The sequence below is a fragment of the Stutzerimonas sp. LR2 genome (assembly GCF_055755175.1).
Map to the genome: position 1 here is coordinate 561,130 of NZ_JBVTRR010000002.1, position 12,989 is coordinate 574,118.

The 12,989-nt window shown below is 63.4% G+C and carries 9 protein-coding genes; 4 read left to right on the forward strand and 5 right to left on the reverse strand.

Going from position 1 to position 12,989, the window contains the following annotated elements; genetic code table 11:
- Positions 1 to 9: 9 nt before the first annotated feature.
- From ACVRRC_RS09170 to ACVRRC_RS09185, 4 genes are all read right to left on the reverse strand, one after another.
- The gene (locus tag ACVRRC_RS09170; RefSeq protein WP_011913608.1) at positions 10 to 1,092 is read right to left on the reverse strand and encodes a glycoside hydrolase family 5 protein; all 1,083 of its coding nucleotides are present in this window, start codon (positions 1,090 to 1,092) and stop codon (positions 10 to 12) included.
- A gap of 131 nt (positions 1,093 to 1,223) precedes the next feature.
- Positions 1,224 to 3,440, reverse strand: coding sequence for a polysaccharide biosynthesis tyrosine autokinase (locus ACVRRC_RS09175; protein WP_020307907.1), 2,217 nt, complete (start codon positions 3,438 to 3,440; stop codon positions 1,224 to 1,226).
- Positions 3,441 to 3,453: 13 nt separating this feature from the next.
- Positions 3,454 to 3,891, reverse strand: a complete 438-nt coding sequence (locus ACVRRC_RS09180; protein WP_014597010.1) for a low molecular weight protein-tyrosine-phosphatase — start codon at positions 3,889 to 3,891, stop codon at positions 3,454 to 3,456.
- 157 nt (positions 3,892 to 4,048) lie between these two features.
- On the reverse strand, positions 4,049 to 5,476 hold the full coding sequence (locus ACVRRC_RS09185; protein WP_013983092.1) for an undecaprenyl-phosphate glucose phosphotransferase: 1,428 nt from the start codon (positions 5,474 to 5,476) through the stop codon (positions 4,049 to 4,051).
- Positions 5,477 to 5,851: 375 nt separating this feature from the next.
- Here ACVRRC_RS09185 and yegS point away from each other — a divergent pair, with 375 nt between their 5' ends.
- The 3 genes from yegS (at position 5,852) to ACVRRC_RS09200 (ending at position 8,687) form a co-directional block, all read left to right on the forward strand.
- Positions 5,852 to 6,763 (forward strand): lipid kinase YegS, encoded by a 912-nt coding sequence (yegS, locus tag ACVRRC_RS09190; protein WP_472996898.1) that lies wholly within the window; start codon positions 5,852 to 5,854, stop codon positions 6,761 to 6,763.
- A gap of 112 nt (positions 6,764 to 6,875) precedes the next feature.
- Positions 6,876 to 7,808, forward strand: coding sequence for a chemotaxis protein CheV (locus ACVRRC_RS09195; protein WP_011913602.1), 933 nt, complete (start codon positions 6,876 to 6,878; stop codon positions 7,806 to 7,808).
- A 78-nt stretch (positions 7,809 to 7,886) separates the two neighbouring features.
- Positions 7,887 to 8,687: an MOSC domain-containing protein gene (locus tag ACVRRC_RS09200; protein WP_011913601.1), complete on the forward strand. Its 801-nt coding sequence runs from the start codon at positions 7,887 to 7,889 to the stop codon at positions 8,685 to 8,687.
- Between the two features lie 45 nt (positions 8,688 to 8,732).
- Here the strand turns inward: ACVRRC_RS09200 and ACVRRC_RS09205 are convergent, their stop codons facing one another.
- Complete coding sequence (locus tag ACVRRC_RS09205; protein WP_151320014.1) at positions 8,733 to 10,655, reverse strand: transglycosylase SLT domain-containing protein; 1,923 nt, start codon at positions 10,653 to 10,655, stop codon at positions 8,733 to 8,735.
- A 292-nt stretch (positions 10,656 to 10,947) separates the two neighbouring features.
- Here ACVRRC_RS09205 and ACVRRC_RS09210 point away from each other — a divergent pair, with 292 nt between their 5' ends.
- Positions 10,948 to 12,864: an ATP-binding cassette domain-containing protein gene (locus tag ACVRRC_RS09210; protein ID WP_472996899.1), complete on the forward strand. Its 1,917-nt coding sequence runs from the start codon at positions 10,948 to 10,950 to the stop codon at positions 12,862 to 12,864.
- The last annotated feature ends 125 nt before the right edge of the window (positions 12,865 to 12,989 follow it).

Below are 12,989 nucleotides of genomic sequence, written 5' to 3' on the forward strand. Positions count from 1 at the left end.
ACTCCAGAATCAATCAGCAATTTGCGCAGGTGTAGGGCCGATGGCCGTGCAGTCGTTGGCCAGGTGCTTGCGCATGAGCTCCATCTGCGGACGGTCTTTGCCGTTGCGCGGCTCGATCGCAAGCTTGTAGGTGCCCCAGCCGGGGCCGCCGGCCCAGTACGCGCTGGGCACGCAGTTGTCGTTCAGGTAGGCGAGCAGGTTGTCCATCGCTTGCGCCGCTTCGGGCAGGTCGTCGGGTATGCCGTACTCGCCAAGGAACCCTTTCTGGCCATGCTTCTGCAGCCACTCGATGAATGGCCGCGCGCGTTCGACGCCGATCATCGGATCGATGTTTCGGCTGGTCTGGGCCATGTACTTGCCGGAGAAGTCGTCGTCGAAGTACAGGTGCGCCTCGTAGATGAGGCGGTCGGCCGGGTCGTTGATCAGGAAATTGGCGTTCACCAGCGGCCAGTGATAGGCGCTCGACCAGCGCTCGCCCTCGATGAAGATCAGCGTCTGGTCGTCGACTTCGCGGATCGCATCGACCGCCGCCTGGGCTGCGCCCGGCCAGAGCCCCACGGTGCTGTGCGGCTCGTTCATGATGTCGTAGCCGAGCAGGCCCGGGTGACCTTTGAAGCGCTCGGCCAGCTTGCGCCACACCGAGGCATAGGCTTCGTAGGGCACCTTGCTCGAGCCGATGAGTTCGCCGTGGTAACGACCATAGTTGTGCATGTCCAGAATGACCTTCTGGCCGTTCTGTGCGGCCAGATCCAGGGTCTTCTTCAACAACCGGATCTGGTCGAAGTTCAATCCGGAATCGAGCGAGTGCTGCACGCGCTCCCAGATGAACGGAAAGCGGATCAGGCGGATGCCCTGATCGGCGTAGTACTTGAAGTGTTTCTTCTCGGGGTAGAAGTAGTGAGTGCCGTTCTTGCCCGGCGTGATGTGCGGGGCGAAGCCGGCACCGGAGATGTTGACCCCGTGCAGGGCCAGGCCTCCTTCGTCATTGACAGGCCAGTCGGCGGCGCACACGCCGACAGCCGACAGCGCGGCGGCCAGGGCCACTGCCAGTCGGGTCGAGCGCATTGCAGGCCGGTTGGAGTGTCTGGTCATCGCTAAACACCTATCTTCAAGCAAAAAAAATGTCCGCTGACGCTCGCAAGGTCAGTGTCGGGCAGATACGAAAAAAAATGGGGCGGCGTTCGGCATGGCGACGGGGTTGACCCCGCCGCCGTGCGAATCACTTACTTATTGGTGCTGGCGTATTCGTACTGGTAGTAGCCGTACTCGCCATAGGTGGATGCCTTGCGGACCACGGCGTTGAAGATCACGCCCTTGACCAGCAGGCCGTTCTGCTCGAGGCGCCGCTTGGCCGCTTCGATTTCCTTCAGGCCGTTCAGGCCGTAGCGGGTGACCATCAGCGTGGTACCTGCCTGGCTGCCGACCAGCGCGGCGTCGGTGACCGCCAGGATCGGCGGGGTATCGAAGATCACCAGGTCGTACATGTGGCTGATCTCCTTGACGAAGCGCGAGAAGTTCTCGTGCATCAGCAGTTCCGACGGGTTCGGCGGCAACTGGCCATGGGTGATCACGTGCAGGTTGTTCAGCTGGGTCTTCTGGATGGCATCGAACAGGGTGATGCGACCGGAGAGGATATCGGACAGACCCTTGTCGCCATCGCAACGCATGACCTTGTGCAGGTAACCCTTGCGCATGTCGGCGTCGATCAGCAGTACACGCTTGCCGGACTGAGCGACAACGGCGGCCAGGTTGGTGGTGACGAAGGACTTGCCGACTGCTGGGCTCGGGCCGGTGATCATCAGGACGTTGTTCTTGGCCTCGATCATCGCGAAGTGCAGGCTGGTGCGCAGGCTGCGCATGGCCTCGGTGGCGAGGTCGGCCGGGTCGTTGATGGTCAGCAGGTAGGATGCAGTGCTCTTGTCGCGCTTGAAGTTGGCCAGGCGCTTCTCCAGCGTGGCCTGCTTCTCGGTGAAGGGAATCGAGGCGTAGACCGGAGTGCCGGTGCGTTCGATGTCCTCCGGGTTCTCCACGCCGCGCTTGAGTGCTTCACGCACATAGACGAAGGCGGTGGCGAGCAGGGCGCCGAGCAGGGTGGCGACGATGACGACCAGCGGCTTGTTCGGCTTGACCGGGTTTTCCAGGTCTGCCGCGGCGTGGTCGATGATGCGCACGTTACCCACGGTGCCGGCGCGGATGATGTCCAGCTCCTGGGTCTTGTTTAGCAGCATGGAGTAGGTTTCCGAGGAAACTTCCACGTCGCGGGTCAGGCGCAGCAGTTCCTGCTGGGTCGACGGCAGGGTGTCGATCTGCTTCTCCAGCTGGTCCTTCTGCATCTGCAGCTGGTTGATCTGGTTCATCAGCGCCTGGAAGTTCGGGTGCTGACGAGTGAAGCGACGTTCCATCTCGGTGCGCTTGAGGTTCTGCTCGGAGATCTGCTTTTCCAGGTCGACGATGCGATCGAGCACCGACTGGGTTTCTGCGGTGATATCCACCGAGCGGGAGCCGGTCTGGTACTTGTTCAGCGCGGTCTGGGCAGCCTCGAGGTTGCGGCGTACGGCCGGAACCTGCTCGTTGAGGAATTCCAGGCTCTGGGTCGCTTCCGCAGCGTTACGGGCAACGTTCTGATCGACGTAGCGGTTGGCCACTTCCTCCAGCACGCGGATGGCGTGTTGCGGATCCGGGTCTTCCAGGGTCACGTTGACGATGCCCGACTGCTTGCCGCGCTCGGCGGCGGACAGGCGCTGCTGATAGCTCTCCGTGGTGTTGTAGGTGCGATTCTTGATCACGGTGAAGGTGGTGCCGGGGCGAGCGTTCAGCTCGGCCACGGTGACGCGGTAGCCTTCGTTCTCTACCGGCTCGCCGGTGACGCCCTGTACCACGACTTCACCGTCTTCATCGCGCAGGATGAAGCCGTTGTTCTCGGCGGCTTCCAGCGTCAGCTCCTTGCCATGCACCTTGTCCGGTACTTCCAGCTGGGTGACCTTCAGCACTTCGCCACCCCAGGCGTAAGCGCCGAGGCCGGTCGGGTACCAGCCCAGCTCGCCTTCTTCGGTCGGCTCGAAGCGCCGGGCCATGAAGCCGCCGATGATCGGGAAGTGGTGGGGCTTGATGATGATGTCGAGGTTCAGGTTGCTGACCGCGCCACCCACCACCGAGCGCGACTTGAGCAGCGCGATCTCGGTCTGTGCCGGCGATACCGGCGGGTTGTTGTTGACCACGTCGGTCAGGCTCGGCAAGCCGCTCTTGGGTTCGATCTGGATCATCGCGCTGGCGAGATAGACCGGTGTTGCGAGCAGCGCATAGGCGATGCCCAGGGCCGCGAAGAAGCCGGTGATGCCCAGAATGAGCATGCGGTTGTTGATGAAGGTGTCAAAGAGGTGGGCCAGGTCGATGTCCTTGTCCTCTTTGGTTTCATAGATTGGGCGGGGCATGGTTGTCATCGAAGTTCCTTCTTCATTTCAGGTAAGGAAGCCAGCTCTCGACGGATTTCGTCAGGAGATTGTGGACATGTTCAAACGCGGGTTTGGATTGGCGGTAGGGATCCGGAATTTCCAGGTTGTCCTGCCATTTGCCGATGAGAAACGTCTTGCCGTGGACCTCGGGTGCAATCTGGCGAATGTGTTGAATGTGGCTGTTCTCCATCGCCAGGATCAGGTCAGCCTGGTGCAGCATGTGACTGTCGACCTGGCGCGCACAGTGGGCGGGGAGTTCCAGCCCGTGGTCCTGCAGTACTTCATGGGCGGTTTTGTCCATGGGGTTACCTACTAGTGCGCCAATGCCCGCCGAACTGATCGTCAGGCCCTGGCCGCTGAGTCTGTGCGCGAACAATGCTTCGGCGGTTGGGCTCCGGCAGATGTTCCCGACACAGACGATCAAAATGTTCTTGAACATGGGTTCAACCTCGTGGCTGCAAGGTCGCAGCCGCCGGGATTCGGCCCGTGATGAACGAATGTGAGATTTTGGGCAGTGTCATTAGTTCCTTCCTGTCACGCCTTTGTGCGGCGTGACTTTTTCCAGTCTTTTCGGCGGCGCGCGGAGCGTGCGTCGATCAGTACACGTCCTTGTTCAGCAGCAGCGCCGGCGGGGTGCGTACGAGGATGTAGAGGTCGAACCAGACCGACCAACGCTCGATATAGTCGAGGTCGAACTCGACGCGTTTCTCGATCTTCTCCAGCGTGTCGGTCTCGCCGCGGTAGCCGTTGATCTGCGCCCAGCCGGTGATGCCGGGTTTGACGCGATGACGTGCCGAGTACTCGGCCACGGCGTCCTCGAACAGCACGCCGGCAGCCTTGGTGGCGGTGGCATGTGGGCGCGGACCGACCATGGACATGCTGCCGAGGAAGACGTTCAGCAGCTGTGGCAACTCATCGAGGCTGGTCTTGCGGATGAAGCGGCCGACACGGGTGATGCGATCGTCGCCACGGGTGGTCTGCCGATCGGCGTTGGCGTCGGACTTCTCGTGGTACATCGAGCGGAACTTGAAGACCTCGATCAGCCGGTTGTTGTAGCCGTAGCGCTTTTGCTTGAAGAGCACCGGACCCGGCGAGTCGAGCTTGATCGCCAGCGCGATGAGCAGCATCACCGGCGCGGCAGCGAGCAGGGCGATGCTGGAGATGACGATGTCTTCCAGCCGCTTGAAGAAGGGGGACCAGCCACGCAGCGGCAGGTCCGACGCGATCAGGGTGGGCAGGCCGCCGACTTCGGTGATGCGCTTGTCGGCGTGGCGGAAGGCGACCATGTCCGGTACCAGCAGGACGTTGACCGGCAGCTTGCGCAGTTCGTTGATCAGCTGGCCGATGCGGCTGTCGGCGAACCAGGGCAGGGCGACCAGCACCTGGGTGACCTTTTCCTCGCGGATCATGCGTTCCAGATCGCGGGTGTTGCCGAGCAGGGGCAGGTTGGCCAGTTCCTTCGGCAACCGCTCGAGGCGGTCATCGATGAAGCCCAGCACGCCGGTGCGAATGTCGCGATGGTTCTGCAGGTGTTCGGCCACGCGCAGGCCGTTCTCGGTACCGCCGAGGATTACTGCGTTCTGCAGGAACATGCCCCGCGCCATCAGGCGGCGGAACAGCGCGAGCATGGCCAGGCGCTCGGCGCCGAACAGGACGGCGCTGGTGAAGAACCAGAACACCAGGTGTTTGGTTTCCAGGTAACTGAACAGGCCCATGCCTTGATGCATGAAGATCAGGAAGCTGAACGCTGCGGCCCAGGCCACGAGCATGACGCGGAAGCGCAACAGGGTGCTGAACACTTCTTCGCTATAGATGCCGACGGTCTGGAAGATGATGACGCTGAGTACCGCGAAGAAGCCGAGGAATGCGCTGAACGGGCCGCTGGCGGGAAGTTCCATGAACGCCAGCAGGAGTAGCCCGGGCAGGATCGACGTGAGGCCGTGGATCAGGCGAATGCTGGCAAGGAAGTAATCGACGAAACTCGGGTGAGCATATTCAAGGGTTCCAACAGACTGTACGCGCATACAAGGCTCCATCCTCAGCTCAAAGCTGGCTCAAATCTCGAATTAATCGCCGCGGAACGCGGGGGATTGATAGCAGGCCGCCATCGCAACCGTGATCGGGACTCCTGCTCCGACCGTGCCTCTCCGGATGAGTTCAGTAGGAGTCAGTGGGCCGCCAAAAAAATGAGCGGGCCCGCAAAATGCGCGCAAATAGCTGTTTTGAAAGCGCTTTGAGCGGCGCCCGAGATGAGCGTGGCGGGCTAAGCAGGACGCGGATAATGACGGGCGGTGCGATACATCGAAGTTTTGGATTAATACCGCTGCGCTTGTTGCGCACAACTTCCGACCCCGGCCCCGGTCTTATGCAGCGGTGCCAATTGCGAGGAATGAACTGCCATGGGCGATGCCAAGGCGCTGCTGATACTGCATGGAAAACAGGCGCTCAACGATGAGGTACGCGAGGCGGTTAAACAGCGTCGCGAGGCGGGGTGGGATCTGGCGGTTCGTGTCACCTGGGAGCCAGGCGATGCGCAGCGGCTGGTGCGCGAGGCGCTGGATGCGGGCTATCCGACCCTGATTGCCGGTGGCGGCGACGGCACCTTGCACGAGGTGGCCGCGGCCATGCTGGAGATACAAGCGGACGCCAGCCTCGCGCTACTGCCGCTGGGGAGTGCAAACGACTTCGCCAAGGCTGCCGGCATACCGCTCGACCCGGTCGAGGCACTGGGTCTGCTGGAGCAGCCGGCGCAAGTGATCGATATCGGCGAAATGAACGGCCATCCCTTCGTCAACATGGCCACCGGGGGCTTCGGCTCCAAGGTCACCGCGAGCACCTCCGAGGAGCTCAAGCGGGTGCTGGGTGGCGGCGCCTATCTGCTCACCGGCCTGACGCGCTTTGCCGAGATTCATTCCGCGAAGGGGCGTTTCAGCGGGCCGGGCTTCGATTGGGAAGGAGAGTTCCTGGCGCTGGGCATCGGCAACGGGCGACAGGCTGGCGGTGGCCAGCTGCTCTGCCCGCAGGCGACGATCGACGATGGGCTGCTGGACGTCTGCATCGTGCCGGCACCGGCGGATGCCGTCGGGACCCTGGGCACGCTGCTCAGCGGTGGTCTGCTTGGGGTCGATGCGGTGTCGGTCAGTGCCCGGGTGCCCTGGCTTGAGGTCGAGGCGCCGACGGCGATCAACATCAATCTGGACGGCGAACCCTTCACAGGCGCCTGTCTGCGCTTCGATGTCCGCCCGCGGGCTTTGCGCCTGCACGTGCCCGCGGAGTCGCCGCTGCTGCAACGAAATCTCCGGGCGCAGTGATATGGGCGAAGCCGGCAGCCGGTAAGTTGGGAAAAAAGTGGTGAACGGTACATAAAGCCGAAGGGGATGCGGCCGATATGCCTCTTACCATGTTTTCCCAAGGAGCCTGGAAATGGCCGGCATTCTCGATTCAGTCGATCAACGCACCCGCCTCGTGGGGCAGAATCGCCTGGAAATTCTCATGTTCCGGCTCGGCGGGCGGCAGAAGTTCGCCATCAACGTCTTCAAGGTGCAGGAAGTTGTCCAGCTGCCGAAGATGACGCTGATGCCGCACCGACACAGTTCGGTGTGCGGCGTGGTCAACCTGCGCGGGCAGACCCTGCCGGTGGTCGATCTGTCGCGAGCCATCGGCCTGCGGCCACTGGTGCCGGACGAGCGCAGCACCATCATCGTCACCGAGTACAACCGCACCGTGCAGGCCTTTCTGGTCGGTGGCGTGGACCGCATCGTCAACCTGAACTGGGAAGCGGTGATGCCGCCGCCGACTACCGCCGGCCGGCAGCACTACCTGACTTCGATCACCAAGGTCGACGATGAGCTGGTGGAAGTGATCGACGTGGAGAAGGTGCTCGCCGAGATCGTCCCCTATGACACCAACATCTCCGCCGAGCGGCTGGCCGATCCGATCCTCGAGCGTGCTCGTGGCCGGGAAGTGCTCTGCGTGGACGATTCCTCGGTGGCCCTGGCTCAGCTGCGCGAAACCCTCAGCCAGCTCGGCCTGAAGATCCACACCGCAAGCGACGGCTTGAAGGGCCTGAACATGCTCAAGGCGTGGGCCGACGCCGGCGAAGTGCTCACCGACAAGCTGCTCATGGTGTTCACCGATGCCGAGATGCCGGAGATGGACGGCTATCGCCTGACCACCGAGATTCGCCACGATCCGCGTCTGCGGGACCTCTATGTGGTGCTGCACACGTCACTGTCGGGTAGCTTCAACCTGGCCATGGTGCAGAAGGTCGGTTGTGACAACTTCCTCTCCAAGTTCCAGCCGGAAAAACTGGTGGACGTGATCCAGGACCGCCTGAAGCTGGACGAGCAGGCCTGACAGCCCGCCTGTAGCCGGCTGCTGAACCACGCAGCCGCCCCTGCTATGCTGCTGCGCTTTCCCCCAAGGAGGCGCAGCATGCATCTCTCCTCGCTCTATCGCTTCCCTCTCAAGTCGGCGGCTGGCGAATCGCTGCAGCGCTGCGCCAGCGATTCGCTTGGTCTGCTCGGCGATCGGCGCTGGATGGTGGTTGCCGCCGGCACCGGGCGCTTTCTCACCCAGCGCGTACTGCCGCGTATGGCTTTGCTGCAGGCGCATTGGCAAGGCGATACGGCGTTGAAGCTGGCGGCGCCCGGCATGCCGGAGCTGCTGGTGCGAGTACCGGATGACAAGACGATGCGCTGTGTGCAGGTCTGGAGCGCCAATCCGGTGGTACCGGATGCTGGTGAGACCGCCGCGGCCTGGCTCTCTGACTTTCTCGGTCAGGCCTGCCGGCTCGTGTACCTGCCGGAGGACGACGGCATTCAGGTCGATCTGGATTATGCGCGGCTCGGCGAGCGTACGGCCTTCAGTGACGGGTTTCCTTTTCTGCTGATCGGTCAGGCGTCGCTGGACGATCTGGCCCGGCGTGTAGGGCGTCCACTGGAGATGCTGCGCTTTCGACCGAACCTTGTCGTCAGCGGGGCCGAGCCCTATGCCGAGGATGGCTGGAAGCGCATCCGTATCGGCCAGCTGACCTTCCGTGTGGTCAAGCCCTGTTCGCGCTGCGTCATCCCCACGCTCGACCCGGCCACTGGCGAGCGCGCGCCCGATCGGGAGCCACTGAATACGCTGCTGTCGTATCGCAAAGGGCCGGGCGGGGTGTTTTTCGGCCAGAATCTGATCGCCGAAGGGCGTGGCGAGCTGGAAGTCGGAATGCCGGTCGAGCGGCTGGAGTGAGAAACGGCCGGGCCCGGACGGTGTGCCGTCCGGGCCGGCTGCGCGTCACTGCGATTCGAAATAACGCTCGTGCCACTCCACCAGCGGTTGGGGTGAATTCAGCTTCTGCCCGTAGATCACCGAGTAGGTCAGCACGTTCTGCACGTACTGGCGGGTCTCGTCGAACGGAATGTTCTCTACCCACACATCGAACGACAGGTGCTCGGCGTTCCGCAGCCACTGGCGCACACGACCGGGGCCGGCGTTGTAGGCGGCCGAGGCCAGTACACGGTTGCCGTTGAACTGCCCGTAGATCTGGCTGAGATAGGCAGTGCCCAGCTGGATGTTGGTGGTGGGGTTCAGGACCTGCTGCGGCGAAGCCAGCGGGATGTTGAAGCGCTTGGCGGTTTCCTTGGCGGTTGCGGGCATCAGCTGCATCAGGCCGGTGGCGCCGACATGGGAGCGGGCATCGGCCATGAAGGCGCTTTCCTGGCGGGTTACGGCGAACGCCCAGCTGGGATGGATCTCCCGCGCCCGCGCGGCCTGTACCAGGGTGTTGCGGTGGGCCATGGGGAAGCGGATGTCCAGATCATCCCAGTACTGCGCCTGGCTGATGGTGCGGATGGCCGGGAAGTACCACTCCTTTTCATAGGCGATGCGTGCCTGCGCGACCATCTCGTCGCGGCTGAACAGCCGACTGACGTGATACCACTCGCGGCGGCCATCGACGATCTGCCCGCGGTCGTGGAATTCCAGTGCGCGGCGAATACCGGCGGTATTGCGTACCTTCTGCACGACCTTCGGATCGAGCGCCAGTGGCTGATGGTTCAGCTTGTACGGCGCCTGGATGCGGTCGGCCGACAGGAAGCCGTAGAAATCCCGCTCTTCGGCCACTGGCTTATAGAGCAGGGCCGCCTGCTTGCTCTCCGGTTTGGCCAGCTGCAGGCTGCGCGCCTGCCAGTAGCGCCAGCGATTGGTATTGGCCAGTTCATCGGGAAAACGCTGTGTCAGCCGGTACGCTTCATCCCACTGGCCCTGGCGCAGCAGCAGACGGGTGCGCCACTCGGTTACGGTGTTGTCGCGCAGCTCGGGATCGTACTCGGCCATCACCTTGAGCGCGCGGCTGTCGAAGCGCTTGGCCAGGGTCAGCCCGATCTGCCGGGCAATGGCGACCTTTTCCTCGGGCGAAAACGCAAAGCGGCGGGCGTAGCCGTCGAGCAGATTGAGCGCCTGCTCCGGGTCCTGGCGCGCGAGGCGCCGCAGGCCGATCGAAACGACGTCGGCCATCGCCGGGCTGGTCGGCGAGAAGCGTTCAGACTGGCGAAGCATCTGCGGTTTCTGCGCCACGTCGATCATCAGCTGACCCTGGCTCTGCAGCGTAGGCAGACGTTTCACCAGGAAGCTGGCGACCCCGTAGTTGCCGCTCTCCACGGCCAGCTTGGTGCGTTTCCAGCGCCGGTCTTCGGTCAGGAGACCCTTGGATTCCCAGAGCTCGAACAGCGGGTCGCAGGAGTTGTGCTGCGACTTGCCGACCAGCCACAGCCGCTCGGTTGCGGCGTCAGCGTCCGGGAGACCGTTGCGCAGCTGATACTGCGCGAACAGGCAGTCCAGCTCTGTGAAGTTCATCTTCGGATCGTAATAGCGGGTAAAGGTCTGCCAGTCGCCGCGGGCGGCCAGCAGGCGCAGCCAGCGCAGCTTCATCCAGTTGATCTGAGGCAGGTCGCCGTGTTCGGCGAGAAACTTCTCGACTTCCTGATTGCTGGCCGACTTCAGCCGATGGGTCAGCTCGTCATAGGCGAGGTAGGGCTCGAGCGGATAGTCGCGCAAGGCGCTCTGGTAACGGCGATAGGGACCCGCATCGCCCTTGGCCAGGGCCTGCTTGGCCTCATCGTAATACTGGCGTTGCTGGCTGAGACTGGCGGCGGACGCATCCAGGCCAATGGCAGAAACGAACAGGCAGAAACACAAACTGGAGAGTCGGCCGCGCATGGTACATCCGTAAAACGGGGGGCGTTGAGATGACAGGCGACGTGCTGTACCGGGCGGCACAGGAGACGGCCTGCTGCAGGAGCTAGCTTAGCTTGCCGCACCGGCCAGTTAAACGAGCATTAAGCTCTGGTAACAAACAAAACCACTCTTCCGACGAGCGTACGGCGACAGGGGCGCAAGTCGCCGACAGACGGGAGGCCGGCGCGCCAGCTCGGCAGCGATAAATCTCGGATCCGACCGGGTTCATGGTCGCCATCCTGCTAGAATGCGCGCCCTGTTTTCGGAGGTAGCCATGACCCTGCTCAAGTTCACCGATGTATCTCTCGCCTACGGCACCACGCCGTTGCTGGATGGCGTGTCCTGGCAGATCGCGCGGGGCGAGCGGGTCTGCATCATCGGCCGCAACGGGACAGGCAAATCCAGCATGCTGCGCCTGGTCAAGGGCGATCGCAGCGCAGACGACGGAGAAATCTGGCGCGCGCCGGGACTGAAGATCGGCGAGCTGCCACAGGAGCTGCCGCGGGCCGACGACCGCACGGTCTTCGATGTGGTCGCCGAAGGCCTGTCCGGGGTAGGCGAGCTGCTCGCCGAGTACCATCACCTGAGCATGAACATTCAGGATCAGGACGACCTCGACAAGCTCATGCATGTTCAGCAGGCCCTGGAAGCCAAGGATGGCTGGCGCTTGCAGCAGCTGGTGGAAAGCACGCTCAGCCGCCTGCAGTTGCCCGCCGATCGCACCCTTGCTGAGTTGTCCGGGGGCTGGCGGCGGCGAGTGCTGCTGGCTCAGGCGCTGGTGTCCGAACCCGACCTGCTGCTGCTCGACGAACCCACGAACCACCTGGACATCGGCGCCATCGCCTGGCTGGAGGAAGCGCTGACCGGCTTCAACGGTGCCGTGCTGTTCATCACCCACGACCGCGCCTTCCTGCAGAACCTGGCGACCCGCATTCTGGAGCTGGATCGTGGCCACCTGATCGACTGGAACGGCGATTACGCCAGCTTCCTGGTGCACAAGGAACAGCAGCTGGCCGCGGAGGAAACCGCCAACGCCCTGTTTGACAAGAAGCTCGCCCAGGAGGAAGTGTGGATTCGCCAGGGCATCAAGGCGCGGCGCACCCGTAACGAGGGTCGTGTGCGTGCCCTCAAGGCGCTGCGTGCCGAGCGCAGCGAGCGCCGTAATGTGCAAGGCAAGGCGACTTTCCAGGTGGAAACCGCGGAAAAGTCCGGCAAACAGGTTGTCGTTGCCGAGCACATCAGCTTTGCTCATCTGGGCGGCGAACCGCTGATCCGCGACTTTTCCCTCGTCATTCAGCGCGGCGACCGCATCGGCCTGCTCGGCGCCAACGGTACCGGCAAGACCACGCTGCTCAAGCTGCTGCTGGGTGAACTGCAGCCCAGCAGCGGCTCGATCGAGTTCGGCACCAAGCTGGAAGTGGCGTATTTCGACCAATTGCGTCACCAGCTGGAGCTGGAGAAGACCGTGGTGGACAACCTCGCCGAAGGCCGCGAATTCATCACCATCGATGGGCAGAATCGCCACGTGCTGAGCTACCTGGGCGACTTCCTGTTCAGTCCTCAGCGGGCGCGCACGCCGGTCAAGGCGCTGTCCGGCGGTGAGCGGGCACGGCTCTTGCTGGCGAAGCTGTTCAGCAAGCCGGCCAACCTGCTGGTGCTCGACGAGCCGACCAATGATCTCGATGTGGAAACCCTCGAACTGCTCGAAGAGGTGCTGCTCGGCTTCCAGGGCACGGTGCTGATGGTCAGCCACGATCGGGCCTTCCTCGACAACGTGGTCACCAGCACGCTGGTGTTCCAGGGCGGTGGCGAGGTGCGCGAGTACGTCGGTGGCTATCAAGACTGGCTGCGCCAGGGCGGTTCGCCGCGTCTGCTGGGCGTTGCCGACTCCGCTGCGCAGGCGAAGGAGGCCGGCAAGGCGCAGGGGGCGGCGCCTGCTCCCGCTCCGGCGCCGGCCGAAGCGGCACCGGCGAAGAAGAAGCTCAGCTACAAGCTGCAGCGCGAACTGGAGGCGCTGCCGGGCAAGATCGATGAGGCCGAGAAGGCCATCGAGGCGCTGCAGGCGGACATTTCCGATCCGGCGTTCTATCAGCAGGCGCCCGAGGCGACCGCCGCGGCGCTGGCCCGCCTTGAGGCGCTACAGCTCGAGCTCGACGGGCTGCTGGAGCGTTGGGCCGAACTCGAGGAGTGATCGCACGCTGTGGGCCCCGGCGGCGCCCGCGAAGACGGGAGCCGCTGCACGGCGGAGCGGGTCCCGGTCACGGCTTATGAGATGGATCAATGCCATGCGCGCTGGCGCGTAGTTAAGTATCCGGA

Coding starts and splice junctions, on each gene's coding strand:
- ACVRRC_RS09170 (WP_011913608.1), bottom strand. CDS start 1,092: ATGACCAGACACTCCAACCGGCCTGCAATGCGCTCGACCCGACTGGCA.
- ACVRRC_RS09175 (WP_020307907.1), bottom strand. CDS start 3,440: ATGACAACCATGCCCCGCCCAATCTATGAAACCAAAGAGGACAAGGAC.
- ACVRRC_RS09180 (WP_014597010.1), bottom strand. CDS start 3,891: ATGTTCAAGAACATTTTGATCGTCTGTGTCGGGAACATCTGCCGGAGC.
- ACVRRC_RS09185 (WP_013983092.1), bottom strand. CDS start 5,476: ATGCGCGTACAGTCTGTTGGAACCCTTGAATATGCTCACCCGAGTTTC.
- yegS (WP_472996898.1), top strand. CDS start 5,852: ATGGGCGATGCCAAGGCGCTGCTGATACTGCATGGAAAACAGGCGCTC.
- ACVRRC_RS09195 (WP_011913602.1), top strand. CDS start 6,876: ATGGCCGGCATTCTCGATTCAGTCGATCAACGCACCCGCCTCGTGGGG.
- ACVRRC_RS09200 (WP_011913601.1), top strand. CDS start 7,887: ATGCATCTCTCCTCGCTCTATCGCTTCCCTCTCAAGTCGGCGGCTGGC.
- ACVRRC_RS09205 (WP_151320014.1), bottom strand. CDS start 10,655: ATGCGCGGCCGACTCTCCAGTTTGTGTTTCTGCCTGTTCGTTTCTGCC.
- ACVRRC_RS09210 (WP_472996899.1), top strand. CDS start 10,948: ATGACCCTGCTCAAGTTCACCGATGTATCTCTCGCCTACGGCACCACG.